The sequence below is a fragment of the Acetobacter fabarum genome, from assembly GCF_040702925.2.
In the GTDB taxonomy this organism is placed as follows: domain Bacteria; phylum Pseudomonadota; class Alphaproteobacteria; order Acetobacterales; family Acetobacteraceae; genus Acetobacter; species Acetobacter fabarum_B.
On the sequence record NZ_JBFCXX020000007.1, the window covers coordinates 1 to 25,057 of the forward strand.

Annotated in this window: 27 protein-coding genes, 1 tRNA gene and 1 pseudogene; 14 read left to right on the forward strand and 15 right to left on the reverse strand. The window is 59.8% G+C overall.

The genetic code is table 11. The features are described from left to right. The 9 genes and pseudogenes from AB2L51_RS07090 to secA all read right to left on the reverse strand — a co-directional run. Nucleotides 1-409, reverse strand: a pseudogene (locus AB2L51_RS07090) (energy transducer TonB); the annotation flags it as partial. A gap of 32 nt (nucleotides 410-441) precedes the next feature. Beyond that, a complete protein-coding gene (tolR, locus tag AB2L51_RS07095; RefSeq protein ID WP_166115665.1) occupies nucleotides 442-873 on the reverse strand; it encodes a protein TolR in 432 nt (143 codons plus the stop codon). Nucleotides 874-875: 2 nt separating this feature from the next. Further along, a complete protein-coding gene (gene tolQ / locus AB2L51_RS07100; RefSeq protein ID WP_025826892.1) occupies nucleotides 876-1,616 on the reverse strand; it encodes a protein TolQ in 741 nt (246 codons plus the stop codon). Between the two features lie 97 nt (nucleotides 1,617-1,713). Next, nucleotides 1,714-2,127, reverse strand: coding sequence for a tol-pal system-associated acyl-CoA thioesterase (ybgC, locus tag AB2L51_RS07105; RefSeq protein WP_395582083.1), 414 nt, complete (start codon nucleotides 2,125-2,127; stop codon nucleotides 1,714-1,716). Next, a complete protein-coding gene (gene ruvB, locus AB2L51_RS07110) occupies nucleotides 2,124-3,200 on the reverse strand; it encodes a Holliday junction branch migration DNA helicase RuvB (protein WP_395582082.1) in 1,077 nt (358 codons plus the stop codon). Before ruvB ends, ybgC begins: the two co-directional genes overlap by 4 nt. Beyond that, the gene (gene ruvA, locus AB2L51_RS07115; protein WP_166115671.1) at nucleotides 3,197-3,805 is read right to left on the reverse strand and encodes a Holliday junction branch migration protein RuvA; all 609 of its coding nucleotides are present in this window, start codon (nucleotides 3,803-3,805) and stop codon (nucleotides 3,197-3,199) included. The genes ruvB and ruvA overlap by 4 nt, the downstream gene beginning before the upstream one ends. After that, nucleotides 3,802-4,308, reverse strand: a complete 507-nt coding sequence (ruvC, locus tag AB2L51_RS07120) for a crossover junction endodeoxyribonuclease RuvC (protein WP_395582081.1) — start codon at nucleotides 4,306-4,308, stop codon at nucleotides 3,802-3,804. The genes ruvA and ruvC overlap by 4 nt, the downstream gene beginning before the upstream one ends. A gap of 2 nt (nucleotides 4,309-4,310) precedes the next feature. Then, a complete protein-coding gene (locus tag AB2L51_RS07125) occupies nucleotides 4,311-5,060 on the reverse strand; it encodes a YebC/PmpR family DNA-binding transcriptional regulator (RefSeq protein ID WP_166115676.1) in 750 nt (249 codons plus the stop codon). Nucleotides 5,061-5,100: 40 nt separating this feature from the next. Continuing rightward, nucleotides 5,101-7,824: a preprotein translocase subunit SecA gene (gene secA, locus AB2L51_RS07130; protein WP_395582080.1), complete on the reverse strand. Its 2,724-nt coding sequence runs from the start codon at nucleotides 7,822-7,824 to the stop codon at nucleotides 5,101-5,103. Nucleotides 7,825-8,072: 248 nt separating this feature from the next. Between secA and AB2L51_RS07135 the strand changes: the two genes are divergently transcribed. The 5 genes from AB2L51_RS07135 (at nucleotide 8,073) to AB2L51_RS07155 (ending at nucleotide 14,418) form a co-directional block, all read left to right on the forward strand. Further along, nucleotides 8,073-8,984 (forward strand): peptidylprolyl isomerase, encoded by a 912-nt coding sequence (locus AB2L51_RS07135; RefSeq protein WP_395582079.1) that lies wholly within the window; start codon nucleotides 8,073-8,075, stop codon nucleotides 8,982-8,984. A gap of 87 nt (nucleotides 8,985-9,071) precedes the next feature. Next, nucleotides 9,072-10,319 carry a bifunctional glutamate N-acetyltransferase/amino-acid acetyltransferase ArgJ gene (gene argJ, locus AB2L51_RS07140; protein ID WP_395582078.1) on the forward strand — a complete coding sequence of 416 codons (1,248 nt, stop codon included), beginning with the start codon at nucleotides 9,072-9,074 and terminating at the stop codon, nucleotides 10,317-10,319. A 56-nt stretch (nucleotides 10,320-10,375) separates the two neighbouring features. Further along, nucleotides 10,376-11,029, forward strand: coding sequence for an RDD family protein (locus AB2L51_RS07145; RefSeq protein WP_395582077.1), 654 nt, complete (start codon nucleotides 10,376-10,378; stop codon nucleotides 11,027-11,029). Between the two features lie 134 nt (nucleotides 11,030-11,163). Further along, the gene (locus AB2L51_RS07150; RefSeq protein ID WP_395582076.1) at nucleotides 11,164-13,653 is read left to right on the forward strand and encodes a mechanosensitive ion channel family protein; all 2,490 of its coding nucleotides are present in this window, start codon (nucleotides 11,164-11,166) and stop codon (nucleotides 13,651-13,653) included. A gap of 12 nt (nucleotides 13,654-13,665) precedes the next feature. Then, nucleotides 13,666-14,418 carry a 2OG-Fe dioxygenase family protein gene (locus tag AB2L51_RS07155; RefSeq protein ID WP_395582075.1) on the forward strand — a complete coding sequence of 251 codons (753 nt, stop codon included), beginning with the start codon at nucleotides 13,666-13,668 and terminating at the stop codon, nucleotides 14,416-14,418. 29 nt (nucleotides 14,419-14,447) lie between these two features. On the opposite strand, the gene AB2L51_RS07160 is transcribed toward AB2L51_RS07155, so the two are convergent. Next, nucleotides 14,448-14,789, reverse strand: a complete 342-nt coding sequence (locus tag AB2L51_RS07160) for a hypothetical protein (RefSeq protein ID WP_395582074.1) — start codon at nucleotides 14,787-14,789, stop codon at nucleotides 14,448-14,450. A 176-nt stretch (nucleotides 14,790-14,965) separates the two neighbouring features. Between AB2L51_RS07160 and AB2L51_RS07165 the strand changes: the two genes are divergently transcribed. After that, the gene (locus AB2L51_RS07165) at nucleotides 14,966-15,379 is read left to right on the forward strand and encodes a hypothetical protein (protein ID WP_395582073.1); all 414 of its coding nucleotides are present in this window, start codon (nucleotides 14,966-14,968) and stop codon (nucleotides 15,377-15,379) included. A gap of 73 nt (nucleotides 15,380-15,452) precedes the next feature. Here AB2L51_RS07165 and AB2L51_RS07170 read toward each other — a convergent pair whose 3' ends face one another. Beyond that, entirely contained in the window at nucleotides 15,453-16,367 is a 915-nt protein-coding gene (locus AB2L51_RS07170) for a DnaJ C-terminal domain-containing protein (RefSeq protein WP_395582072.1), read from the reverse strand. Between the two features lie 421 nt (nucleotides 16,368-16,788). On the opposite strand from AB2L51_RS07170, the gene AB2L51_RS07175 reads away from it, so the two are divergent. The 6 genes from AB2L51_RS07175 to AB2L51_RS07200 all read left to right on the forward strand — a co-directional run bounded on the left by AB2L51_RS07175 (nucleotide 16,789) and on the right by AB2L51_RS07200 (nucleotide 20,820). Next, a complete protein-coding gene (locus tag AB2L51_RS07175) occupies nucleotides 16,789-17,079 on the forward strand; it encodes an accessory factor UbiK family protein (protein WP_395582071.1) in 291 nt (96 codons plus the stop codon). Between the two features lie 60 nt (nucleotides 17,080-17,139). Further along, the gene (locus AB2L51_RS07180; RefSeq protein ID WP_086646539.1) at nucleotides 17,140-17,640 is read left to right on the forward strand and encodes a type III secretion system chaperone family protein; all 501 of its coding nucleotides are present in this window, start codon (nucleotides 17,140-17,142) and stop codon (nucleotides 17,638-17,640) included. Nucleotides 17,641-17,642: 2 nt separating this feature from the next. Beyond that, nucleotides 17,643-18,464, forward strand: a complete 822-nt coding sequence (gene proC, locus AB2L51_RS07185) for a pyrroline-5-carboxylate reductase (RefSeq protein ID WP_395582070.1) — start codon at nucleotides 17,643-17,645, stop codon at nucleotides 18,462-18,464. A 64-nt stretch (nucleotides 18,465-18,528) separates the two neighbouring features. After that, a complete protein-coding gene (locus tag AB2L51_RS07190; RefSeq protein WP_395582069.1) occupies nucleotides 18,529-19,188 on the forward strand; it encodes a TetR family transcriptional regulator in 660 nt (219 codons plus the stop codon). Nucleotides 19,189-19,257: 69 nt separating this feature from the next. Next, a tRNA-Gln gene (locus AB2L51_RS07195) sits at nucleotides 19,258-19,332 on the forward strand. A 246-nt stretch (nucleotides 19,333-19,578) separates the two neighbouring features. Next, nucleotides 19,579-20,820: an MFS transporter gene (locus AB2L51_RS07200; protein ID WP_395582068.1), complete on the forward strand. Its 1,242-nt coding sequence runs from the start codon at nucleotides 19,579-19,581 to the stop codon at nucleotides 20,818-20,820. An 89-nt stretch (nucleotides 20,821-20,909) separates the two neighbouring features. Here AB2L51_RS07200 and AB2L51_RS07205 read toward each other — a convergent pair whose 3' ends face one another. Then, the gene (locus tag AB2L51_RS07205; protein ID WP_025826862.1) at nucleotides 20,910-21,179 is read right to left on the reverse strand and encodes an HU family DNA-binding protein; all 270 of its coding nucleotides are present in this window, start codon (nucleotides 21,177-21,179) and stop codon (nucleotides 20,910-20,912) included. Between the two features lie 763 nt (nucleotides 21,180-21,942). Between AB2L51_RS07205 and AB2L51_RS07210 the strand changes: the two genes are divergently transcribed. Together AB2L51_RS07210 and AB2L51_RS07215 are read left to right on the forward strand one after the other, a co-directional pair. Further along, nucleotides 21,943-22,395, forward strand: coding sequence for an Ivy family c-type lysozyme inhibitor (locus tag AB2L51_RS07210; RefSeq protein WP_395582067.1), 453 nt, complete (start codon nucleotides 21,943-21,945; stop codon nucleotides 22,393-22,395). 8 nt (nucleotides 22,396-22,403) lie between these two features. Continuing rightward, complete coding sequence (locus AB2L51_RS07215; RefSeq protein ID WP_395582066.1) at nucleotides 22,404-22,880, forward strand: DUF4186 domain-containing protein; 477 nt, start codon at nucleotides 22,404-22,406, stop codon at nucleotides 22,878-22,880. Here the strand turns inward: AB2L51_RS07215 and ubiM are convergent. From ubiM to AB2L51_RS07230, 3 genes are read right to left on the reverse strand one after another with little or no spacing between them, the layout of a single operon-like run. Then, complete coding sequence (ubiM, locus tag AB2L51_RS07220; protein ID WP_395582065.1) at nucleotides 22,862-24,055, reverse strand: 5-demethoxyubiquinol-8 5-hydroxylase UbiM; 1,194 nt, start codon at nucleotides 24,053-24,055, stop codon at nucleotides 22,862-22,864. The genes AB2L51_RS07215 and ubiM overlap by 19 nt on opposite strands. Before the next feature lie 3 nt (nucleotides 24,056-24,058). Next, nucleotides 24,059-24,640, reverse strand: a complete 582-nt coding sequence (locus tag AB2L51_RS07225; protein ID WP_395582064.1) for a nitroreductase family protein — start codon at nucleotides 24,638-24,640, stop codon at nucleotides 24,059-24,061. Nucleotides 24,641-24,680: 40 nt separating this feature from the next. Then, complete coding sequence (locus AB2L51_RS07230; RefSeq protein ID WP_086646532.1) at nucleotides 24,681-25,055, reverse strand: histidine triad nucleotide-binding protein; 375 nt, start codon at nucleotides 25,053-25,055, stop codon at nucleotides 24,681-24,683. Nucleotides 25,056-25,057 lie beyond the last annotated feature (2 nt).

A 25,057-nucleotide genomic window follows, 5' to 3' on the forward strand; every position in this document is an offset into this window, starting at 1 on the left:
CCTCTGGCGAGGGTTCCTCCGCCTTGGGGGGCAGGGGCACATCCGGCAGCGGTTCAGCCTCCGCCTGGGGCGGGGGCGGCACAGCCTGAGGCGGTGGAGGCGGTGGCGGCGGCTCCTCGTTCGGCACGTTCTTGGGCGGCTCGGGCGTGGGAGGGGCATCCTGCACAGCGGGAGCAGGCGGACGCGGCTCATCCGCAGGCTTGTCAGCCTTGGCGGAGGGGCCTCCATCCTGCGCGTCTGATGGCTCGAATTCCATCTCGACCGTTGGCTGTGGCGGTTCTTCCGGCGGCTTTGGCGGCGGCAGGGAGATCAGCAGTGCCACAAGCGCTGCGATATGCGCCGCACCTGACACATAAAGAGACCGCCTGAGCAGAAGCTGATCAGACCGGCGTGGCCGTGCCATGGGCATCGTGTTCGTACCTCTCCACCCGACCGGATGGCTTATTGCCCGGAGCTGGCGGGTTGCTGCGCCAGCAGAGCCACATGTGTAAATCCACCTGCGGTAATCTGACCCATGACCTGCATGACCTGCCCATAATCAATATGGGCATCGCCACGCACAAAAATGCGGTGCTCGGAGTCATTATTCGCGGCTGCCTTGAGCTGGGCCACAAGCTGGTCCGCCGTGACCGGCGCATCCCCCAGAAAAAGGGACCCATCCGCCTTGATGGACACCGTAATCGGCTTTGTATCCGAGTTTACGGGCCGGGCATCGGTTTTGGGCAGATCAACATTCACGCCGCTGGTCATCATGGGGGATGTGACCATGAAGATGATCAGCAGCACCAGCATGACATCGACCATGGGCGTTACGTTAATATCGGCCATCGGACGCCTGCGGCGGCGCCCGCTTCCACCAGACGACATGGCCATGCTCAGACCCTTTCTTCAGACTGGCGGGAGAGAATGGCGGCAAACTCGGTGCCGAATCCTTCCAGACGGTCCTCAAACAGGTCCATGCTGTTGCTGATCACGTTATAGGCCACATAGGCGGGTATGGCGGTCAGCAGGCCAATGGCGGTGGCAAACAGCGCCTCGGAAATACCGGGGGCCACAACGCTCAGGTTGGTGTTGTGCTCCGCCGCAATGGAGCTGAAGGAATGCATGATCCCCCACACCGTGCCAAACAAGCCCACAAACGGAGCGACCGGCCCCACGGTTGCCAGAAAGATCACCCAGCGGCGCAGGCGATCCATCTCCCGCGTGATGGTAATGCCAATGGCGCGGTCCACGCGCTCCTTGACCCCGCCACGCACCAGATCCACCCCCGGAATACGGGCCGAACGCCGCCATTCTCCCATGGCGGCGCCAAATACGGCGGCCATCGGGCTTACGGGCTTTGCGCCATCGCTTTCGTACAGGTCATCAAGGCTGCCACCGGACCAGAACCGGTCCTCAAACCCCGAAGCCGCGCGATTGATCCGCCGGATTGTCACAAACTTGTCGATAATAATGGCCCAGACCATAATAGAGCATAAAAGCAGCCCCAGCATGACCAGCTTGACCACAAGCGAGGCGTTCATAAACAACGCCCAAACCGACAGGTCTCCCGCCGCGCTTACGCCGAGATTTGCCGCATCAACCGCACGATCCAATAATGCCTCCTGCCTCTGCACCCGTTGCGGGCCACCAGTCTCCGACTCGGGCGAGATTCCTCACGGCCCAACATTGCTGCTTCTTACTGTTTTCCGTAAAAAAGCAGAAGAGGCGCTTTTAGCCCTTTGGTGCCAACCGCGTCAGAAGATCATGCCATAACGGCGGAAATCGGGCAGGACGCCCATCTACCGCACGCACACATGCCAGACCTACATCCACCTCGGCCGCAACATCGGCTCCGCGGGTTACAATCTGTTCCAGACGGCAGCTTGCGGCGCGCAGGGATGTCAGCCGTGTTGTAACGGTCAGCACATCATCCAGCCGCAGGGGCATGCGGTAAGTCAGTCTGGCGTCATGCACCACAAACACAAGCCCGTAATCATGCAAAAGGCCCGAGGCAGGCATGCCGCAACTGCGAATGGCCTCGGTTCTCGCCCGCTCGGCGAATGCCAGATACCGGGCATGGTACACAATGCCCCCGGCATCCGTATCTTCATAATAAACGCGAAAATCTACGGAGTGGCTGCTCATGGAGCTTCCTCATCATCCACCAGAAAATCCATCTGCGGTCCCGCTGTATTTTCCGGCCGGGGTGGGGGCGTCAAGCCAAGATGCCGCCAGCCACGCTCGCCCAGCACACGGCCCCGGCTTGTGCGCAGGACCAGCCCTTCCTGAATAAGAAAAGGTTCGATCACATCTTCCAGCGTATCGCGCGATTCGGCCAGAGCAGCAGCCAGTGTTTCCACCCCAACGGGGCCACCGTGGTGATACTCTGCTATGCGCCGCAGGTAACGCCGGTCCATGCCGTCCAGCCCCAGACCGTCCACTTCCAGCCGGGTCAGGGCGGCATCGGCCACATCAACCTCAACCACCTGCCCCTCTGGCACGGAGAGGGAGGCAAAATCACGCACCCTGCGCAGCAGACGCCCTGCAATACGGGGGGTCCCTCGCGAGCGGCGCGCGATTTCCATGGCCCCGCCAGCGGACAGGGCAAACCCCAGCTTGTCCGCCCCACGCGCCACAATGCGCGCAAGCTCTTCCGGCGTGTAAAACACCAGACGGAGCGGAATGCCAAAGCGGTCACGCAAAGGTGTCGCCAGCAACCCGGCACGGGTGGTGGCCGCAACCAGCGTAAAGGGGGGCAGGTCAATCCGCACGGAACGCGCTGCCGGGCCTTCGCCAATAATCAGGTCGAGCTGGAAATCCTCCATGGCAGGGTAGAGAATTTCCTCAATCGCGGGCTGAAGACGGTGAATTTCGTCAATAAACAGCACATCCCGCGGTTGCAGGTTGGTCAGAATAGCCGCCAGATCACCCGCGCGCTGGATAACGGGACCGGATGTAGCACGGAACCCCACCCCCAGTTCGCGCGCCACAATCTGGGCCAGTGTGGTTTTGCCCAGACCCGGCGGGCCATGCAGCAGAACATGGTCCAGCGCCTCCCCCCGGTTGCGGGCGGCATGAATAAAAACAGACAGGTTTTCGCGGCTGGCCTGCTGCCCCGTAAAGTCAGAGAGGGTTTGTGGCCGTAAGGCAGCCTCGCCCGCATCCTCGCCCTGCCGGGTCGCGTCAATCTCGCGCTCGGGGGTAAACTCCGGGCTCATCGTGCCAGGTCTTTCAGGCTGTCACGCAGCACCGTGTCCAGCGTGGCGTCCGGCCCACTGGCGTCCATAATACGGCGCACAACGGGGGCTGCCTCCATACGGCGGAAGCCCAGACCTGCCAGCGCCATAAGGGCATCGGCTTCTATACTGCCAACGGGCGTTGCCATGACAGGCACACTAAAGCCGCCCTTGCTGCCGGGCATTTTACCGGCCTTATCGCGCAGTTCGGTCAATATCCGCTCGGCCAGCCGTGCGCCCACGCCCGGCGCACGCATCAGGGTGGCCTTGTCCGCCGTGCTCAGGGCCGCCACCAAATCGCTCGCGGAGAGGGCGGACAAAATACCCAGCGCCACCTTGGCCCCAACCCCCTGCACACCCGTAAGCAGGCGGAACCACTCACGCTCCGCACTTTCGGAAAAACCGTAGAGCAGAATGGCGTCCTCACGCACCACGGTTTCAATCAGAATCCGGGCCTTTTCGGGTGGGTTGGGCAGGGCTGCCAGAGTGCGGGTGGACGCCGCAACCAGATAGCCCACGCCGTTCACATCCACCACGCAACTGCCCAGATCCACCTGAATGACAAGTCCGCATAAAAACGCAATCATGCCATGCGCACTCCGGCTGCAATATGGCGGGCGCTGGCCCTGTGGTGAGCATGGCAGATAGCCACAGCCAGTGCATCGGACGCATCCGCCCGTATGACCTCCACCCCCGGCAGGAGCCTGCGCACCATCATTTCCACCTGTTTTTTATCTGCCGAGCCAGTGCCAACCACCGCTTTTTTAACTGAGAGTGCGCCGTATTCAGCCACGCTCAGCCCGGCAAGAGCGGGGGCCAGCAGGGCCACGCCACGGGCATAGCCCAGCTTGAGCGTGGCTGTTCCGTTGCGGTTGACGTAGGTTTCCTCCACCGCCGCTTCCGAAGGCTGGAGGCGTTCTATCAGCCAGTGCAGGTTATCATGCAGAACCTTGAGCCTGTCTGGCACGCTGTCCGCGCTATTGGTGGCGATGACGCCGTTTTCCACATGCCGGAGCCTGTTGCCCTCAACATCAATCACGCCCCACCCTGTAAAGCGCAGGCCGGGATCAATGCCGAGCAGACGGACCACAATCAGGCCGACAGTTTTTCCGCCAGATCATCCGGCAGGTCAAAATTGGCATAAACATTCTGGACATCATCATTGTCTTCCAGAACATCGAGGAACTTGAACAGACTGCGGGCCTTTTCCTCATCCAGTGTCACGGTGTTTTCAGGCCGCCAGTCCAGCTTGCCGCTTTCGGCCTCACCAAACCGGGCTTCCAGCCCGTCCTTGACCGCAAAGAAGGATTCGACCTCACACGTGATCTCATGCCCTGCATCGGTCGAAACCACGTTCTCGGCCCCGGCCTCGATAGCCGCCTCGAGCATGTCATCTTCCGAAGCCGCGGATACGGGGTAGGTAATCACCCCCAGCCTGCGGAACATGAAAGAGACGGAATTGGTTTCCCCCATGGAGCCGCCGCTTTTGGAAAATGCCGCACGCACTTCCGATGCCGTGCGGTTGCGGTTGTCCGTCAGGGCTTCCACAATAACCGCCACACCTGCGGGGCCGTAGCCTTCGTAACGCATTTCCACGTAGTCATCGCCACCAGCGCCGCCCGATGCCTTTTTGATCGCACGCTCGATGGTGTCCTTGGGCATGTTCACTTCACGCGCCGCAACAATGGCGGCGCGCAGGCGCGGGTTGGAGTTGGCCTCGGGCAGGCCGGAGCGTGTGGCCACGGTCAACTCGCGGATAATCTTGCCAAACTGCTTGGCGCGCTTGGCGTCCTGCGCACCCTTACGGTGCATGATGTTCTTGAACTGGGAATGACCAGCCATATTCCTTACCTTACCTGTCCTGCCGCCGGGTGGGCCGTATTCAGCCTAGCTGCCCGTGACAATGCTTGTATTTTTTGCCCGATCCGCATGGGCACAGCGCGTTGCGGGGGGTTTCTCCCCAACTGGACGGATCATCCGGCATAATGGCGCTACCCCCGATGGGCACAGCCATTTCCGGCGAGGCACCCGGCGTAAGCCCGGTACCCGGTTCCGAGGCATACCCTGCAACTCCGGGGTCGGCATGAATGGCCGCCGTGTCCGCAAAAGGGTCTTCCATCGGTGGAGGCGAGACCTCCACATGCGCCATGAGCGATGCAACGCGCAGGCGCATTTCCTCAAGCATGAAGGTAAAGAGCTGGAAGGCTTCATGCTTGTATTCGTTCAGCGGATCTTTCTGCCCGTATGCGCGCAGGCCAATACCCTGACGGAGCTGGTCCAGCGCGTGCAGGTGCTCCTTCCAGACCGCGTCATACGTTGTCAGCAATATCTGCTTTTCAATAAACCGCATCAGGTCGGGGCCAATATTGGCTGCCCGCGCAGCCTGGGACTGGGTGACCGCCTGGCTGATCCGCTCGGCCACGCCCTCGGCGTCCATTCCGTCTTCACGCGCCCAGTCGGCAATTGGCAGGTCAAGGCCGAACGTCTTGTGGACCTGCTGGGTCAGCCCCTCAACATCCCATTGCTCGGCAAAGGATTTTTCGGGAATGTGGCGTGCAACCAGCATATCGGTCACATCGTCCTGCGCGTCGGCCACAATCGCGGATACGTCATCCTGCGCCATGAACTCGCGGCGCTGGGCATACACTTCCTTGCGCTGGTCGTTCATCACGTCATCATATTTGAGCGTGTTCTTGCGCATGTCGAAGTTACGGGACTCGACCTTTTTCTGCGCCCGTTCCAGCGCCTTGCTCAGCCATGGATGAACAATGGCCTCGCCTTCCTGCATGCCCATCTTCTGGAACATGCTGCCCATGCGGTCGGAGCCGAAAATCCGCATCAGGTCATCCTGAAGCGAAATAAAGAACTTGGAGTTCCCCGGGTCCCCCTGCCGCCCCGCGCGACCACGGAGCTGGTTGTCGATCCGGCGGCTTTCGTGCCGCTCCGTGCCGATGACGTACAGCCCACCGGCCTCACGCACCGTAGCATGGTCACGCGTTACGCGGTCGCGGATTTCCTGCTCCGCAGCGGCGCGTTCGGGCGTGTCTTCCATATCGCCAAGCTGCTGGGCGATCAGCATGTCCACATTGCCGCCGAGTTTGATGTCCGTCCCGCGGCCAGCCATATTGGTGGCAATGGTAATGGCCCCCGGTGCGCCAGCCTGCGCCACAATCTTGGCCTCCATCTCATGGAAGCGGGCATTGAGCACGTGGTGGGGAATGTTCTCGCGCTTGAGCAGGGCGGACAGGGCCTCGCTCTTCTCAATCGAGGTTGTGCCCACCAGAATGGGCTGCTGGCGCTGATGCACCTCGTTGATCAGCTTGACAACGGCGGCAAATTTTTCCGCCTCTGTCAGGTAAACCTCGTCGTCCCCATCCTTGCGGGCTACGGGGCGGTTGGTGGGAATGGCCACCACATCCAGATTATAGATTTCGGCAAATTCATCGGCTTCGGTCATGGCCGTGCCGGTCATGCCCGAAAGGCGGGGATAAAGACGGAAGAAGTTCTGGAAGGTAATGGAGGCCAGCGTCTGGTTTTCCTGCTGGACTTCCACATGTTCCTTGGCTTCGAGTGCCTGATGCAGACCATCGGAATACCGGCGGCCTTCCATCATGCGGCCGGTAAACTCGTCAATAATCACAACCTTGCCGTCACGTACGATGTAATCCACATCACGCGCGAACAGGGTATGCGCACGCAGGGACTGCATGACATGGTGCACAACGGCCACGTGGTGCAGGTCATACAGCCCGCCCTCATCCAGCACACCTTCCTCACGCAGCAGCAGTTCCACCGCATCCGATCCGGTATCGGTCAGGATGACGGTACGGAATTTTTCATCTTTTTCGTATGCGGTTTCGTCCTGCACCAGCCGGGCGACAACACTATCCACCGAGCGATACAGGTCGGAACTGTCTTCCGCCGGGCCGGAGATAATGAGCGGGGTCCGCGCCTCGTCAATCAGGATCGAGTCCACCTCGTCCACAATGGCGTGGTGGAAGGGCCGCTGAACCATTTCGTTCAGCTGGTACTTCATGTTGTCGCGCAGGTAGTCGAACCCGAACTCGTTGTTCGTGCCGTAGGTAATATCCGCAGCATAAGCCTGACGGCGCTGCTCATCAGGCATGTTGGGCACGATAACGCCCGTGGTCAGCCCCAGAAATGTGTAAAGCTGCCCCATTTCCGCCGCATCACGCGAGGCAAGATAGTCATTGACCGTGACCACGTGCACACCCTTGCCGGAAAGGGCGCTCAGATACACAGCCAGCGTTGCCACCAGCGTTTTGCCTTCCCCCGTGCGCATTTCCGCAATGCGGCCGGAATGCAGGACCATGCCGCCAATCAGCTGCACGTCAAAATGGCGCATGCCCAGCACGCGGCGCGAGGCCTCGCGCGTGACGGCAAAGGCCTCGGGCAGCAGGTCATCCAGCGTGGCGCCTTTGGCCAGCCGCTCCCTGAACTCTATGGTTTTGGCTGCCAGGGCAGCATCATCCAGAGCCTGAATCTCAGGCTCCAGTGCGTTAATTTCCGACACACGGCGCTGGAATGCCTTGAGCGTCCGGTCATTGGCTGTGCCGAACAGGGCGCGGACGAAGCGTGAAAGCATGAACACCTTTCCAGAACAGTGCGGCCTTGCCCCCTCCACCCTGCAATCATCCCGCAAAAATAATGCGGGACAGGGCGAAAGACACAGGCGTTTTGCGTGGCTTGCCCTGCAAAATAGGGCCGGGCAGGGGTTCGGTCAACCAAGCTTACCGTCCATACCCCATATCAGAACGAAACAGGGCTTGCCGGGGCGGGTAGCCTCCTTCATACATATCGAACTGTTTTTTACCGACTTTAAGGTTTTATCCTATGCGGTTTATTCCCTACGCGTTCGGGTTGGCAGCGACTGCCCTGCTCGGTTCCTCCATGCTGTGCGCTCCCTCCTTTGCGGCAGCACCAGCACCGGCGGCCTCCACGGCACCCGCGCAGCCCACGGACCCGAACACGGTTGTGGCCACCGTTAACGGTGAAAAAATTACCGTTGCCGATGTGCAGAACGCCATGAGCACCATGCCGCCGCAGATGCGCCAGCTCCCCACTTCCCTGATCTACCCCATGCTGGTCAACCAGCTGGCGGACCAGAAGGCCATCCTGATTGCAGCACAGAAGGAAGGGCTGAACAAAAAGCCCGATACCCAGAAGCTGATGCAGACGGCAGCGGACAACGCACTCCAGAACGCATGGCTGTCCCAACAGGTGATGCCGCATCTGTCTGATGAATCCATCAAGCAGTATTATAACGAAAATTACGTGGGCAAGCCTGCCGAGCAGGAAGTTCACGCACGCCACATTCTGGTCAAGACCGAAGCCGAAGCCAACGACGTTATCAAGAAACTGCAAGGTGGCGCGGATTTTGGTAAACTGGCGGCCGAAGTCTCGACCGACAAGGGCAGCGCCGCACAGAACGGTGGTGACCTTGGCTGGTTCAAAAAGGGCGATATGATCCCTGCCTTCTCCGATGCAGCCTTTGCCATGAAGAAGGGCGAAATCAGCACCAAACCCGTGCAGAGCCAGTATGGTTTCCACGTTATTCAGGTGCTGGACACACGCACGGACCCGACCCCCACGCTTGACGCCGTGCATGACAAGATCCGTCAGGCCCTGATCCAGAAATACGTGCGTCAGGCCGTGGAAAAAGCGGCAGCCGGTGTCAAGATCGTGCGCTTTGACCCCACCACGGGCAAGCCGATGGCCGATACGCCCGCAGCGCCTAAAAAGTAAGATACTCCAACCGGCAACAGCCCCGGCCCACTCCAGAGAACTCTGTGGTGGACCGGGGCTGACATCATCTACCAAGGATACCGCCAGATGGCGCAGTCTCTCCCCGTTTCTCCCCTTGCCCAGCCAATGCCTGAGCTTGGCATTGTTCGTGGGGTAAGGCTTGGCGCCATTGCGGCGGGTATTCGCTACAAGGGCCGGACCGATCTGGTACTGGCCGAATTCGCACCCGGCACCACTGTTGCCGGTGTGTTTACCAAATCCAAATGCCCCGGCGCGCCGGTGGACTGGTGCCGCGCCATTCTGCCCAGCGGGCAGGCCCGCGCTCTGGTCGTCAACGCGGGTAACGCCAACGTGTTCACCGGCCGCGCAGGCCGCCAGACATGCGAGGCCACGGCACAGGCAGCCGCCGAAGTAACAGGCTGTTCGCCCGATGCGGTCTATCTGGCCTCCACCGGGGTTATTGGGGAAATCCTGCCCGCCGAGCGCATTACCACCGCCCTGCCCGCACTGCATGCCGCCCTGTCCGAAACCGGGTGGGAGGCTGCGGCGCGCGGGATCATGACCACGGATACCTTCCCCAAGGCCGCCATCCGCAAAACACGGATCAACGGCACGGATGTGGTTATTCAGGGCATGGCCAAAGGCAGCGGCATGGTCGCGCCCGACATGGCCACCATGCTGTCCTTTGTTGCAACGGATGCGGCCCTGCCAGCCTCCGTGCTGCAATCCCTGCTGGGCACCGGGGTTAAAACCACCTTCAACTGCATTACGGTCGATTCCGATACATCCACATCGGACATGGTTCTGCTGTTTGCCACCGGTGCGGCGGGCAACGCTCCCGTGGCCGATACGGTGGACGCCCTGCACGACCCCGCTCTGGCCGACTTCAGAACCGCACTGAACGACCTGCTGCGCGAGCTTGCCCTGCTGGTCATCCGCGATGGAGAAGGAGCGACCAAGCTCATGACCATTACGGTCAGCGGAGCCGTATCTGACGAATCCGCCTGGCGTGTGGCCATGGCCATTGGCAACTCCCCACTGGTCAAAACCGCCATTGCGGGGGAAGACGCCAACTGGGGCCGTGTAGTCATGGCCGTTGGCAAATGCGGCGAACCTGCCGACCGGGACACGCTGAGCGTCTCCATTGGCGGCGTCTGCATTGCCCGTAATGGCACTGTCACCGAAGGGTATGACGAAACACCCGTGGTTGCCCACATGAAGGGGCAGGATATTGCTATTGCGGTTGATCTGGGACTTGGTCAGGGCACGGCCCGCACATGGAGCTGTGACCTGACACACGGCTATATCGACATCAACGGCTCGTATCGTAGCTGAGTGTCCCGTTTTTTACAGATGACCTGCCTTTTCGCGGCACATCAGGGAGCCTGATCATGTCCAGCATTACGCCTCCGCCCGGCTGGGGCGCCGCACCACAATCCGCCGGGTCCGGTGCTTGGAATACACCGCCGCCGCAGCCCGATGTATGGGTTTACGCAGGATTCTGGTGGCGCGTCTGGGCGTTTTTGATCGATGCGGTCATCCTGAGCACGGCTGAATGTATTCTCGGCCTGTTCTTTGGCCCCAAAATTAACGTGGACTGGGAGGAACTGCCCATTCCCGACGCCTCCAGCCAGACGGTGGATGTGGTGAACATCGCCACAACATCGCTCCCGCATGCAAGCCCGGTATCCGTCCTGATCCCGCACCTGCACGCGGGGTCGGAGTGGCATACGTTTGGCATTGTGCTCAGCCTGCTGCCCATGGTGTACTGCGTCATGTTCGAAGCCTCCGCGTTCCGGGCGACACCGGGCAAGCGGCTGTTCGGGATGGAAGTGGTTACGCTTCAGGGGGAGCAGATTTCGCATCTGCGCGCATTGCTGCGGTTTGTCATCAAGGCGTTTCTGTCCTTTCCCCTACTTTACATCGGGGTGCTGATGGTGGCGTTCACTCAGCGCAAACAGGGGCTGCATGACATGATAGCAGGCACACTGGTCCTGCGGCATACAAGACCCGCCCAGATTGCCCCTTTTCCACCCCACGCCTGAGCCCACCCCCTGCCCGAATAATAGCTGAACCGGCTGCCGGTCTTGATACCGCCTGATTTGCCTCCTACCCTGCGGGCAACATCAGGCGCGTAGCGCAAAACCTCCAGACCGTTCAGCAAAGGACAGGGCAGGTCATGACCGCACAAAGCCGGGACCGGTTTTTCTTTTTTTCCTGGATTTCCAAAAGTTGCCTTGTGCTCCTGCTCGGCTGGTGCCTGCTCCCCACCACGCACGCTCTTGCTGATAGCCCAGCCGCCGTGCAGACAGGCGGGCTAAGCCAGCAGGATGCCCAGCAACTGCTGGATGTGCTGAACGACCCGCAAAAACGCGCCGAATTTTCCAGAACTCTGACCCTTATGGCCAAAGGGCTGCCCGCGGCTCCTGCCAGTACGGATTCTACCGTCACACCCGCGGTCATAGATAATTCCGTACACTCGGAACTTGATGATCTGGGGAACACAGCGACAGAGTATGTGGACAATTTTACCAGCCTGTTTACCGATCTGGGCTCAGTTGGCACATGGTTCCGCCATGAGGTGCAAAATCCGCAGTCCCGCCAGTCCCTGCTGGATTCCTTTGGCCGCGCCCTGCTGATTATTGCCCTGGCTCTTGTGGCCGAGCGGGCAACCAGCATTGGCCTGCGCAGGCCCCTGACCTCGGTCAAGAAAATGGCCGAAGCGCGGGAGGTCCGACAGGCGAAGGCCCAGACCATAAGCAGCGATGCGCCTGCCGGAACCGAAACGGTGGCAGATGCGGACAGCCCCACGGAAACAGACGCGGACACAACCCAAACGCGCGAAAAAGACCAGCGCCGCGGGAACGAAGTGCTCCGCTACCTTGTGCGCATTCCCTACAATGCCATGCACTTCCTGCTCAAACTGCTGCCGGTAGGGATGTGTCTGCTGTTCAGCTACCTTGGCGCGGAGTTTCTGACCTCTACCGATCAGGCCCGTATAGTCGCACTCACGCTGGTTAACGCTTACGTCATTGCCCGTGGCCTGTACCTTGTTGTCGAGACCATTCTGGTCCCGCGCTCCCCCGCGATCCGCCTGCTGCCCATGCCAGATGACACGGCCCGACTGCTGACCCGGTGGTGGAACGTGCTGGTCGCCGCACCGTCCGTTGTCATCTGCCTGTCCATTCTGGGACGGGAGTTTGATCTGGATACGCGCGGGGTAGAAGCCATGATGCGCGGTGTGGTGCTGGTCGAACACCTGCTGATTGCCGCCTTTATCTGGCGTATCCGCCATATTGTGGCCCGCGCACTCCAGCCTTCCCCGGGGCTGCGCAAAAATGCCCTGTGGGCATTTGCGGGCACGTTGGCCAAATTGTGGTGGGTGCCGGTCATTTTTCTGGACATGGCGTTGTGGTTTGTCTGGGCGGCCCACCTGAAGGGGGGGTACCAGTGGATTCTGCATGGCACATTGCTGAACCTTCTGTGCCTGATTGTCTCCCGCATTCTCGCGCTACTGGTTTACGGGTTGCAGGACCGGCTGTTCCGCGTTGGGCCGGAATTGCAGGCCCAGTACCCTGACCTGCAGAAACGGGCGGATTTTTACTACCCGTTCGTACGCAAGATCATCACCATCGCCATTATCCTGACCACCGCGATCTGTGTTGCGCAAAGCTGGAGCATTCCCACCTTTGACTTCTTCTTCCACTCAGCCCTTGGGCTGCGCCTGATTGGAGCCGTGGCCTGCCTGCTGATCGGCATGACTATTGCCGCAGTGGCGTGGGAGACGGTGAACAGTATGCTGAACAAGCAGATCTCGCGCTATTCGGCCAGCGCGCAGGAGGCCCGGGCGGCAAGACTGCGTACCGTACTGCCCATTATCCGCACGGTGCTGCTGACTGTGATTGTCATCTTTGTCGCGGTCACCACCCTCTCGCAGATCGGGATCAATGTGACGCCACTGCTGACAGGCGCAGGCATTCTGGGTGTCGGCCTGTCCTTTGGTTCGCAAAGCCTTGTCAAAGACGTGATCACCGGCTTTTTCATGCTGGCCGAAGACGCCATTCAGGTAGGAGACTGGGTGACGACAGGTGGCATTGCCGGTACGGTTGAGCACCTTTCCATCCGTACCCTGCGTGTCCGGTCGTTTGACGGAGACCTGCATATCATTCCGTTCTCCTCTGTAACCTCCATTGCCAACACGGCGCGCGGCTTTAACCAGATTATCGTGCGCCAGACTCTGGACCTGAGCGAAGACACGGGCAAGGTCGTCAAGATCATGCAGAAAACCATTGAAGACATGCGCAAGGAAGAGACCTTCCGCCCCATCATCTTCTCTGATTATACCGATCTGGGTGTAGATAATTCGGATGGAAACGGCGCGGTACTGGTTGGTATTATCAAAACCGCACCAATGATGAAGTGGAAGGTTCAGCGCGAGTTCTACCGCCGTATTGCCTTGCGCATGGCGGCCGCTGGCGTCAGGTTCTACACCTCCACCAGCTACTCCACCACGCCGCCCAACGTACCCATACATATGGCGCTCGACGCCATGCCCCCCATGCCGCAAGGCGGCCCGGCAACCCCCAACCCGGCCAGACCCCTGCAACAACCCGCGCAACAACCTGCGGCCAGCACGCAACCGCCCACCCACCCCAAAGCCGACGATTAAGAGGCCCATCCCATGTCCGAGCCCATGTTTACCAATACCCTTGCGGGCACGATTATCCAGAGTCTGGAAACCCCTCTGGCGAAGGACGGCTTTGCCTTCCTTCAGGCGCAGGCCATGCAGGTCGTGCTGGAGGCCGGGGGCCTGCGGGGATGGGAGGATTTTGCCGCAAGCTGGAACGATCTGGGCGTGGACCGTTACATGGCCGATGGCGGGCGCTACCGGCGCAGACGCTACGCCACGTTCTCGCTGACACTGGACGCAGTGACACGCAAACCACACCAGCCCCACTACCAGAGCCGGGATTACAATACCCTTAACGGGGGCGTGGAGCGCTGGTTCAAACCCGTGCTGCCCGCCCTTGGCGAACACCCGGCACTCATGGCCATATTACGGCTGGCCCTGCGTGTGGTAACGGACCTGACCCCCGCAGAGCGCAGGCCCAACGCATGGCATACGGAAATACACCAATTCCGTATTGAAGCCCGGCCAGATGCGCTCGGCCACCCAACGCCTGAAGGACTGCACCGTGATGGTGTGGACTGGGTTTTTGTCGTGATGGTACGGCGGGAGAACGTGGCGCAGGGGGAAACATCCATCCACGACCTCAGCCACAAACAGGTTGGCAGTTTTACCCTGACCAACCCCATGGACACAGCCGTTGTGAATGACAACAGGGTCTACCACGGCGTCACGCCCGTACAGCCCGTGGACCCCAGCCGTCCGGCTTACCGCGATGTACTGGTCGTAACCCTCCGCCACGAATAGGCGGAGCAGCGGCCCTGAGCAGGGCCGCTTTAGTAACCTGCGTAATAAATGGCGTGCAGCCCAAGGGCTACAAAGCCGATGACAAAAACCAGCGCGCCCCCCATCTGGGAAAACTCCTTGAACGTCATTCCCGTGTCATTGGCGGGCGGGGCAACGGGGTTCTGAACCGGAGCAGGGGTGTCTGGCCTGGAAGCAGGCAGCACATGCACCGGCTTGGCCAGCGCCTCGTGTGTCTGCGTGTGCACCGTGGCATCGCCAGTCACGGCAGATGGTGTTCCATCCCCCTGCTGCCCGGCCTGCACAGCGGAAGACTGCCCATCGTACAGAGGAGTGGCTCCGTCAACACGGCCTTGTGTTTCCTGCTCACTCATGATGCTGTTCTCCACGTGATTATCATGCAGACCGGAAAGGATCCTGTTTTTTCTTGATCCTGTCATGAAGGTTCGTCAAGCCATTCAGGGCCTCTGCCTCACGGAGCCAGCACTGGACGGCACCTGACCAAACACGGCACATAGACCGGAGCTGATTTTTTGCTATGGAAACAGACATGAAACATTTTCTTCTTTGTTCCGCCATGCTGGGGCTGGCAGCAGCCCCCGCAATGGCCGCCGCTCCCCACACAACAGCCCCTGCACAGGCCTCCACGGCTGCAGCCTCTTACCCCATGGCCACCTTTATGGGTTCATGGACCGTGCGGGCCGAGGTGCCTGCCTTTACGGTTGCAGGCAACAAGGCCATGGGCCCGGCCGCCCGGCTTTTGGTCACTGTCCCCGAAGTCTATGCCTCTAATATTGGTGAAAGCCGCTTCAGCCTTGCCCAGAAAACCGGTTCATCCTGGGCTGGCACCCAGAATGGCACAACTATGACCATGACCCTGATCTCCCCTAACGCGGGGCATATCCTGATCACCAGCAAAAACGGGCACAAGGTGGACGTTCCCCTGTACCGCAACGACCCGTAAGCCACTGACTGGCCTGCGGGTCCGCCAGATCACGCCTCCCGCATGCTTTGATGGGCGGGAGGCGGGGCGCGCATTATGCGTTCACCGCGCTCTCTGGCGTCCAGTCCTTTAGAAAAGCCTCCAGTGCGGCATCGGCCTTGCCAACCTTGACCTCCAGCCGCACGTAAAGATTCCCCGCTTCCCTGCCCCCATGGGCCTGCACACCCTTGCCACGCAAGCGCAGCACGGTGCCGGTATCGGAGCCCGCGGGTACGTTCATCTTCACCGTGCCTGTAGGGGTTGGCACCATAATGGGGCCGCCCAGCACTGCGGTTTTCAGGTCCACGGGCAGGGTTTCCCGCAGGTCGGAGCCTTCGCGCGTAAAGATGGCGTCGGGCAGTACGGTCACCGTAATCAGCGCATCCCCTGCGGGGCCACCCTGCACGCCGGGCATGCCCTTGCCACGCAGGCGCAGGACCTTGCCATCCTCCATACCGGGGGGAATACGCACATCCAGCGTTGCGCCATCTGGCAGGTTCACGCGTGACGTAGCGCCATTTACTGCGTCCAGAAAACTGACATTCAGCGCAAAGGACCGGTCCGCCCCCTTGCGCGGGCCAGCACGCCGCGCGCGGGCACCCCCGCCAAACATACCGCCGAACAGGTCGCTCAGGTCTTCTTCCTGAAAACCGCCCATGCCAGCGCCACCAGGGCGGAACCCGCCTGCACCGCCAAAGCCGCCGCCGCCAAAGCCACCAGCCCCAAAACCGGGGTGGCGTTCCTGCCCGGAGGCATCAATCTCGCCCCGGTCAAAACGCGCGCGTTTGTCCGCATCGGACAAAAGGTCATTGGCCTGATTGAGGGCCTTGAACTCCTCTTCGGCCTTTTTATCTCCGGGGTTCAGGTCCGGATGATATTTTTTGGCCAGCTTGCGGTACGCCTTGCGGATGTCATCCTGACTGGCTGTTCTGGCAATACCTAATACTGAATACGGATCACGATCACTCATGCAGCCGTCCCTTCCCCCATCCTGTTACCATTACCGGGCGGCATCCTGCGCCGCCCACAGCCAGCCGCCGCCCCAGAGCATGCGTTCAGGCGGGGGGTACAAAAAGCCTCCCCCAAGACTGTTGTCATTATAAGAGTGTCTCCATACCACACTGCACGCCTGCCCAAAGGGTGTTGGCTACGCGCACCGTTTTTGCAACTGTTATCCTTAATAATGGGAACGAGACTCCAAGCGGTCAATGGAGAGCCAGAGAAAGCCCCGTGCGCGCCCGACAGATAAACTGCACCACAAAAATGGAAACCGGGGCATGGCCTCTGTCCGGCCGGGCCTTTATTCTCTATAAAGTCGGAACCATAAGAGCGCTACGCCAGACAGCAGCAGGCTGCTGGTCGCTCATAACGGATTGATTGGAGACCCCCGCATGGCTGACAAACCGCGCTTTTTTGATGATCTTGCAGGTGTTGCCGGAGGTGCAGTGTCCGCGCTGACCGGTGTGCGTGAAGAAATGAACGCCATTGTCCGCAGCCGTGTGGACGAAGTGCTGACCAGCCTGCAGGTTGTCCGCCGTGAAGAATTTGAAGTCATGCGCGAACTGGCCGCACAGGCCCGCATTGGCCAGGAAGAGGCCGAACGCCGACTGGCCGCACTGGAAACACGGATAAAAGCACTGGAACAGCACCTGACCAGCAGCCACAAGGGCGGCGCACACTAAAAGAGCCCGCTCGCCTTTTGTCCCGTTTTTGTTTTTGACCGCAGGCACGGGAGTCATGCCATGCCAGCCCTGACAACCGGCTCCACCACCCCACCCACCAACCCGCTGGACCTGATGGAACAGGTCATTGCCGGGCATGGGTGGACCTTTGACCGCTGCACCCCGACCGAAATGGCGGCCGAAGCCCCGGCCAGATGGTGCGACTACGGATTGTTTTTTTCGTGGTCGGCCGAGCTGGGCACCATTCTGTTTACCTGCGCCTTTGACCTGCGCGTAAGCCCGGACATGCGACTGGCCCTGTACGAGCTGATAGGGCTTGCCAACGAGCAGGTATGGGTCGGCCATTTTAGCGTCGATACGGAAGATGGGGTGCTGCTGTTCCGCCACGCCCTGCTCCTGCGTGGCACGGAAACCGCAACCGACATTTTTGAAGACATGATCGACATCGCCCTGACCGAGTGCGAGCGGTTTTATCCGGCCCTGCGCTTTTTCCTGACCGGTGGGTTGAGTGCGGCAGATGCCCTGGCTTCGGCCATGCTGGACTGCCATGGAGAGGCATGAACATGACTGAGCATTTTCCCCTTCCCTCCATCCTGCTTGTCGGGTGCGGCAAAATGGGTGGTGCCATGCTTGAAGGCTGGCTCAAGGCCGGGCTGGCCCCCTCCGTCATTATTGATCGCCACCTTGCAGACCTGCCAGCCCCCCACAAGGTGGTGCAGAGCATACAGGCTGTTCCCGCCAGCTTTACGCCGGACGTGATTATTGTTGCGGTTAAACCGCAGAAGGCCAACCCCGTGCTGGCTGAACTGGCCCAGCGTTTTGGGCAGGCAACGCTGCTTTCGGTCATGGCGGGGCGTACCATTGCCAGCCTGCACGACACCTGTGTGCAGGCCAACCCGCAGGCCAACCCGGTTATTATCCGCTCCATGCCCAACACACCCTGCGCGCTGGGGGCGGGCATGAGCGGGCTATACGCCCCGCCCAACGCCACAGCGGAACAGAAATCCCATTGTAATGCCCTGCTCTCTGCCGTGGGAGAAACCGTATGGGTAGCCGAGGAAGGGCTGATCGACTCCGTTGCAGCCATTTCCGGCAGTGGTCCAGCCTATGTGTTTTTAATGGCCGAACTGCTGGAAAAAGCAGGCGTGGAGCAGGGCTTGCCCGCCGATGTTGCCCGCAAGCTGGCCCGTGGCACCCTGTATGGCGCAGGCTGCATGCTGCATACTCTGCCGACCGATGCGCAAGAGCTGCGCCGCAACGTAACCAGCCCCGGCGGCACCACGGCTGAAGCCTTAAAGGTGATGATGGCCCCGCAGGCATGGCCTGCAACCACCTCCGCCGCCATTGCCGCTGCCGTACACCGCGCAAGAGAACTGGCCAGCTAGACTTTACTGCTTTGCCAGCACCACTCCGCCAAGCCATTTACCGCTCATGCGACAGGTCTTTGATATGGATAATGACGACTTTGACACAGCTCTTGTCTCGGCTGCCCTGACACTGGCTCAGGACCGGGGCTGGGACTCCGTAACCGTGCTGGCAGCAGCGCGCGAGGCGGGGCTGCCCCTGCCTGAAGCCCGGCAGCGCTTTCCCCTCAAGGCCAGTATCCTGCTCCGTCTTGGCCGCATGGCCGATAATGTGGCGTTAGCGGACGACATGCTCTGTGGCACTGCACGCGAGCGGCTGTTTGACCTGCTGATGCGCAGGCTGGATGTGTTCCAGCAGTATCGCGGTGGATTGCAGTCCGTTTTGCGCTCCCTGCCCATGGACCCGGTCCTGACCCTGCTGCTCGGAGGAGCAACAGTGGAAAGCATGCGCTGGATGGCCGATGCCGCAGGCATAAACGCCAATGGCGTGTCTGGCTTTGTGCGCGTGAACATGCTGGTAGCCGTATGGACCCACACCCTGCGCGTCTGGGAAAAGGACGAAAGCCCCGATATGGGCAGCACCATGGCAGCTCTTGATCAGGCGCTGGACAGGGCCGGGCGCTTTGGCCTGTTCCCCACCGGAGCGGACGCGAACACCCATCAGGACGGGCTGGCTGATCTGGACGATGTGGCCGACATGGAGACAAGCTTTACGCAGGCCACAATATCAGCCCCGCGCGGCTAATTTTGCGACAAGCGGCCTTTACGACCGAACCCTGTTTGGCTTAAAAGGGGCGCAGGCAGTTCAGGCCATTGGGGCGTAGCCAAGCGGTAAGGCAGCGGATTTTGATTCCGCCATGCGGAGGTTCGAATCCTCCCGCCCCAGCCAGAACCTGTTTTCCCTCCGACAAACCCGTGGTTGCGGTCCTTCCCGGTCCTGTGGAAGGGTACGGTGGTCTTGATCTGTTCCACCACACGCCATGCCCCCCACATCAGGCGGGGCCATAGCACATCCGTTTTTACCAATACGATATTTTTGATTAGCCCTGCGGGTGTGCATGCGCATTCATACCTGAACAGAGTGCTTTTTAGTCCCGCCCCTTTTTCTGCTCCCGGATACGACATAGTTTTTGCCATGCCTGATGCCCCTGCCCCTTCACCCTCCCTTTTGCGTCACCCCGGTCTGGCCGCTGTTATTGGCGCGCGGGCCTTGTCCGCCTTTGCCGGGCAGGTGCAGGCCGTAGCCGTTGGCTGGCAGGTTTATGCACTCACCCATAGTGCAGCGGCCTTGGGATTTGTGGGGCTGGCGCAGTTCCTGCCCATGGTGGCGTTTATCTTCCCTGCCGGGCATGCGGCGGACCAGCACAACCGCCAGCGCATTGTGGTCGCCTGCCAGAGCATAGAGCTTCTGGCCGCGGCATTCATGGCCTATGCCTCTTTTACGCACCAGTTGAACGCCACCATGATTTACGGGCTGGTTGCCATATTTGGTACCTGCAAGGCGTTTGAAATGCCTGCCCAACAGACCTTTCTGCCCTCCATTGTGCCGCCAGCCCTGTTCCCCCGTGCCACAGCGCTCTCTGCCTCCCTGTTTCAGGTCGCAAGCATTGCCGGACCATCTCTGGGCGGACTTTTGTACGGTCTGGGCGCGGGCGTTTGCTATTCGCTCTGCGCGATCAGCTTCGCCGTAGCAGCACTCGCGACCGGGTCCATGGTCATCACAAGCCCGGTCCGGCCACGGCAGCCAGCGACTCTGGCCGCTGTTTTTGGCGGTATTGCCTTTTTGCGACGCAAACCCACCATGCTGGGCGCGATCTCGCTTGATCTGTTTGCCGTCCTTCTGGGCGGTGCCACAGCCATGCTGCCCATTTTTGCCACGGATATCCTGCATGCCGGGCCGTGGGGGCTTGGGCTGTTGCGGGCAGCCCCGGCCATTGGCGCCTTACTTGTTGCTGCGGTTCTGGCCCGCCACCCGCTGGGTCGGCATGCCGGACGGTGGATGTTTACCGCCGTAGCCATTTTTGGTGTAGCGACCATTCTGTTCGGTTTTTCCCATTCCATAGCCGTATCCGTGCTGATGCTGGCCATTCTGGGCGGGGCGGATGTGGTGAGCGTTATGGTCCGCGGCGCACTGGTCCAGCTTGGTACACCAGATGAAATGCGCGGCCGCGTATCTGCCGTGAACATGCTTTTTATCGGGTCATCCAACCAGTTGGGCGAATTTGAAAGCGGGATGCTGGCTGCTGTTATGGGCTCGGTTGCCGCCGTTGTGCTGGGAGGCGTTGGCACACTGGTTGTTACCGGCATATGGATGGGCCTGTTCCCCGGCCTGCGCAAGCTGGACAGGCTGGAAGATATTACAACCGATACAGTATAAATCTGGAACAATAAAAAAAGCCGCACCAAAAGACCGGTGCGGCTCCTTGCATGACCACCGGCCCCGAAAGACCGGTATGGCTTTGGTATTCAGACAGCTTTTTTAAGATTGGGGCTGGCTTTAAACCGTACCGTTTTACCAGCCTTAACCTTGACCGGCTCGCCCGTGCGGGGGTTGAGCGCCTTGCGGGCCTTGGTTTTACGGACTGTAAACGTGCCAAAGGACGGCAGGGTAAACCCACCCTCACGCTTGAGTTCGACAACAATAGCATCAATAAGGTCATTCGCAGCCTGATTGGCGGCAACCCCTGTGCAGTTGATCGAATCCTGAATCACTGCTGCAATAAAGGCCTTGCTCATAGAGTTACTGGCTCCCTCTCAGACAGAATTTTGTACATGACAATTATTGAACGGATATGCCTAAAAGGCTTTAACGGCTTGTAATCACATTTCTTAAAAATTACCAACATAAAAAATATATCTTTTTTCGATTCCTCCCGATGGGAACAGCAGAAACAGAATCTGTGTCTTTACAGACACACACCTCCCCCCCGCCCACAGGCACGGCGTGCTGGCTGTGCATCCCGCAAAACCCGCACTATTCTCTCCAACTGTTACAAAACTCCCTTATGCCATTACATAATTCCTAACCATAAATAGCATGACAATTTACAGAACATATTCAATGACTCAGATCATTTCTTGTGCGGATAAAAGCAACACCTCTGACCTGATGCAACAACCAGAGAGCCATAGTGTTTGCATATGAAGATTTTTTTTGAAAAGACCGTTTATAAATAATGAAGTTTCTCCAATCATATGCACAATCACTCCATGCATAGACGGTTATGCAAGCCTATGCTTCCGTCTTTTTGTTTTCGGCAAGACACCTGCCTCCCCGTTCTTTCCGGGGATTCCGAATTTTGTAAATGATGGAGTCCGTCACAGTTAACTTAATATTAACAGGAACAATTCGCTCAGGTTTTATTATCTGATGCAAAAAACTGTCCGTGCATTTATTGCCCTTGTTTGATCATAATACAGGCATAATCTGCACCATAAGCCAAAGACAGAACGGATATGGTGCTGTTATTGTGGCAAACAGAGTTCATGAGGTGTAACCATGCGTTTTTCCCTCCTTTTACTGTCTGCTCTTGGTCTGGCAACGCCTGCTCTGGCAGCGGATCTTCCCGTTACCGCGGAATTTGCCGCACAGCCAGCCTTTGCTCCCGCATACCATGCCATGAGCACCCTGCCGCCCTGGGTCTCGGCGTTAAAAGCGACCTCGGTCCCGGTTGAAAAAACAAGCATTGATGGCAAACCCTACCTGCTGGGGCACCTGTGCAAACCCCATGACTGTGCGGCCTACCAGATGGAGGTGGTCTTTACCCCAGATGGCCACAAGGCATGGGGGTTCCTGTCCATTGTAACCAATGGCGCTTTGTACCAGATGCCACTGGGTGAACCATCTGCCCCCATTCTGGCGGCACTCAGGGCCGCTTATGCAACCAACAACCCCGAACATCCCGGCTGCAACAGCCCTGCCGCTGGAAAAACAGACCAGCCAACCCCATAAAGCAGGGGATGACTTTTTTTCAGGATGATCTTTTCCCGCGCCGGACTGTGACGCCACAAGCTGTGGTGCCACCAGAATTGTGGGAAAAACTGGCGCGTTCCGCGTTCAGGCAGCGTTTTCATCTCAATGCGCAGGATATGGCGTATCTGCGGGAAAAAGGTTTGCCGCTGGTGCTGGAGCATGGGCAGGATTTCATAGCCCGCCGCCTGGCACCCGCCGCACCACTCAAAGACGGACGGCAGACACCGTGGAAGGGGCATCCGGTTTTTGTAGCCCAGCACGCCACGGGAACATGCTGTCGCTCATGTCTGGCCAAATGGCATGCGCTGCCATCCGGCCGCCAGCTGAATGAAGCGGAACAGGACTATATTCTCAGCGTACTGGCCCACTGGCTGGCAGGAGAACTGGCGCGGCCGGAAACACCGCAACCAGCCCGCAAAACCCGTAAGCCTGCCCGCCCTCCGGCTCAAGGAGTAGAGGGCTGACGGTCCATTAACAGGGATGTCACCACCTTTTTGAAGGGGGAGAACCTGTCCGCCACACGCAGGCACCCTTCACGGATCTGGCGGAAAGGCGGGCCATCATGGGTATAGAGCGAGGCAATCCCGTTTGTGCCAGCAAACAGCAGCGCCGTTGCCTTGCGGTGCTGACGCTCAAATGCGCGCAGGGCCGCAGGGTTGCCTGCATCCCCATTATTCGCAACCGCTGCCAGCACCTGCCGGGCCAGTATGTCCTGCCCTTTCAGACCCAGATTAAACCCGTGTGCCGTAATCGGGTGCATGCCAACCGCGGCATCGCCCACCAGCGCCAGCCTGCGGGCTGTAAACCTGTGCGCGTAAACGCCTTTGAGCGGGTAAACATGCCGGGTGCTGACAAGCCGCATGGCCCCAAGCCGGTTGCCTACACGGCGCATGATTTCGGCATTAAACGCCTCACGCGGCATGTGGACCAGTGCCTCAATCTCCTGCGGGGGCAGGGTCAGCACAAGGGAGGAGGCCATGCCGTTAACGGGCAGCAGGGCGATTGTCTGCCCCTCATCAAACCACTGGAGCGCAACATTATGGTGGGGGGATTCGTGCGCCATGCGGCAGACCATCATGGACCGGCCAAAATCATGCACAATTGCGCCAATCCCTGCCCGCTGCCGGGTGGGAGAAAAACGCCCGTCCGCCGCAACAACCAGTTTTGCATTCACCTGCCCGCCCGTGTGGTGGACCGCCGCATAATCCTGCCCCTGACGGATGGTCTGCACGGCCGTACCGGGCTGAAGGGTAATGTTGGGCATATGCTGTGCCGCAGCAAACAGGCCGCGACGGATCTGGTTGTTGGAAACCAGCCAGCCCAGCGCATCCACCCCTTCGCCCCGCGTGTCAAACGTTAGCGGGTGCCGGAAACTACCGGTTTCAATCCGCGCTTCCTTGAGCGGGCAAACAACCGCCTGCGGAATGTGGGACCACGCTCCGGTCTGTTCAAGCAGACGGACAGAGTGGTGGGTCAGGGCAATTTCGCGCCCGTCAAAACCGGGTTCGGACCATGCATCAAGCGGAGCGCGCTCCAGAACGGTTACCGAAAGACCACCTCGCGCCATAAGAAGGGCTGTGGCCAGCCCGACCGGACCACCACCAATAACGGCAACGTCTGTCTGCTGTATGTCGGACATGGGTTAGTCCTTATCTGCGCCAAAGGTTACGGGCTGGCCGTGCCAGCGCGCGGTAAACAGGGCGGGGTCGGCCCGCTTGGGTGTGTGCTGTGCGCCATCTGGCGTACCCACAAACAAAAAACCCGCCAGCCGGCTTAACCCCAGCTCGGCCGCCAGAACGGCGTCCTCCACCAGTTCGCCGGAAACCCATACGCCACCAAAACCGGTTGCATAAAGGGCGTTAAGAATGTTCATAGCACCTGCGGCCACGCACATTTCCTGCTCCCAGAGCGGAATCTTATGCTCAGGCTGCAGGTGCATGCCCAGAGCAATAATCATGGGCATGGTGGCAAAACGGGTGCGGCGTTTTTCAATTTTGGCAGCGGGGGCTTCTGGCTCCACACGCGCCATGCTGGCCACAATGCGCTCGGCCAGAGCGGGGCGGTCCTGCCCCTCGATCACAACATAACGCCATGGCTGAAGCCGACCATGGTCGGGTGCGCGCATGGCTGTTCCCAGAATAGCCATCAACTGCTCGGGCGAAGGAGCCGGGTCCCGCAGCCGGTCGGTGGAGGCGCGGGAGAGAAGCATGTCCATAGGCGTCATGGTCTGGTGCCTTTGTTGCAAAAGGGGGCGTTAAGCCGCGTTATTGTGGGAACGCCGGAAGCGGGCCACCCCCCATGAGGTGCAGGTGAAAATGCGGGACTTCCTGCCCCGAATTGGTGCCTGCGTTGGTAATCAGCCTGTAGCCGTTTTCTTCCAGCCCCAGAGTGTGGGCAATCTGCCCGGCTGCGCGCATGACCCCGGCAATTTCTTCCGCCGGAGCGGTCTTGCTGAAATCCATGAACGAGACATACGGTTTTTTGGGAATAATCAGCACATGCACCGGGGCTTTGGGGGCAATGTCCTCAAAGGCCAGTACCCAGTCGTTTTCAAAAACGGGTTTGCACGGGATTTCACCACGCAGGATTTTCGCAAAAATGTTCTGCTGGTCGTAAGGGCCTTTGCCGGTCACAGCCATGG

Bases quoted from the DNA above. Each gene is read 5' to 3' on its own strand.
- secA (WP_395582080.1), bottom strand. From the start codon at position 7,824: ATGCTTTCACGCTTCGTCCGCGCCCTGTTCGGCACAGCCAATGACCGG.
- tolR (WP_166115665.1), bottom strand. From the start codon at position 873: ATGGCCATGTCGTCTGGTGGAAGCGGGCGCCGCCGCAGGCGTCCGATG.
- AB2L51_RS07190 (WP_395582069.1), top strand. From the start codon at position 18,529: ATGGATAATGACGACTTTGACACAGCTCTTGTCTCGGCTGCCCTGACA.
- AB2L51_RS07165 (WP_395582073.1), top strand. From the start codon at position 14,966: ATGAAACATTTTCTTCTTTGTTCCGCCATGCTGGGGCTGGCAGCAGCC.
- ubiM (WP_395582065.1), bottom strand. From the start codon at position 24,055: ATGTCCGACATACAGCAGACAGACGTTGCCGTTATTGGTGGTGGTCCG.
- proC (WP_395582070.1), top strand. From the start codon at position 17,643: ATGACTGAGCATTTTCCCCTTCCCTCCATCCTGCTTGTCGGGTGCGGC.
- AB2L51_RS07205 (WP_025826862.1), bottom strand. From the start codon at position 21,179: ATGAGCAAGGCCTTTATTGCAGCAGTGATTCAGGATTCGATCAACTGC.
- argJ (WP_395582078.1), top strand. From the start codon at position 9,072: ATGGCGCAGTCTCTCCCCGTTTCTCCCCTTGCCCAGCCAATGCCTGAG.
- AB2L51_RS07230 (WP_086646532.1), bottom strand. From the start codon at position 25,055: ATGGCTGTGACCGGCAAAGGCCCTTACGACCAGCAGAACATTTTTGCG.
- AB2L51_RS07150 (WP_395582076.1), top strand. From the start codon at position 11,164: ATGACCGCACAAAGCCGGGACCGGTTTTTCTTTTTTTCCTGGATTTCC.
- AB2L51_RS07170 (WP_395582072.1), bottom strand. From the start codon at position 16,367: ATGAGTGATCGTGATCCGTATTCAGTATTAGGTATTGCCAGAACAGCC.
- AB2L51_RS07175 (WP_395582071.1), top strand. From the start codon at position 16,789: ATGGCTGACAAACCGCGCTTTTTTGATGATCTTGCAGGTGTTGCCGGA.
- AB2L51_RS07215 (WP_395582066.1), top strand. From the start codon at position 22,404: ATGACTTTTTTTCAGGATGATCTTTTCCCGCGCCGGACTGTGACGCCA.
- AB2L51_RS07160 (WP_395582074.1), bottom strand. From the start codon at position 14,789: ATGAGTGAGCAGGAAACACAAGGCCGTGTTGACGGAGCCACTCCTCTG.
- AB2L51_RS07210 (WP_395582067.1), top strand. From the start codon at position 21,943: ATGCGTTTTTCCCTCCTTTTACTGTCTGCTCTTGGTCTGGCAACGCCT.
- AB2L51_RS07145 (WP_395582077.1), top strand. From the start codon at position 10,376: ATGTCCAGCATTACGCCTCCGCCCGGCTGGGGCGCCGCACCACAATCC.
- AB2L51_RS07135 (WP_395582079.1), top strand. From the start codon at position 8,073: ATGCGGTTTATTCCCTACGCGTTCGGGTTGGCAGCGACTGCCCTGCTC.
- AB2L51_RS07225 (WP_395582064.1), bottom strand. From the start codon at position 24,640: ATGACGCCTATGGACATGCTTCTCTCCCGCGCCTCCACCGACCGGCTG.
- ruvB (WP_395582082.1), bottom strand. From the start codon at position 3,200: ATGAGCCCGGAGTTTACCCCCGAGCGCGAGATTGACGCGACCCGGCAG.
- AB2L51_RS07155 (WP_395582075.1), top strand. From the start codon at position 13,666: ATGTCCGAGCCCATGTTTACCAATACCCTTGCGGGCACGATTATCCAG.
- AB2L51_RS07200 (WP_395582068.1), top strand. From the start codon at position 19,579: ATGCCTGATGCCCCTGCCCCTTCACCCTCCCTTTTGCGTCACCCCGGT.
- ruvA (WP_166115671.1), bottom strand. From the start codon at position 3,805: ATGATTGCGTTTTTATGCGGACTTGTCATTCAGGTGGATCTGGGCAGT.
- ybgC (WP_395582083.1), bottom strand. From the start codon at position 2,127: ATGAGCAGCCACTCCGTAGATTTTCGCGTTTATTATGAAGATACGGAT.
- AB2L51_RS07125 (WP_166115676.1), bottom strand. From the start codon at position 5,060: ATGGCTGGTCATTCCCAGTTCAAGAACATCATGCACCGTAAGGGTGCG.
- AB2L51_RS07180 (WP_086646539.1), top strand. From the start codon at position 17,140: ATGCCAGCCCTGACAACCGGCTCCACCACCCCACCCACCAACCCGCTG.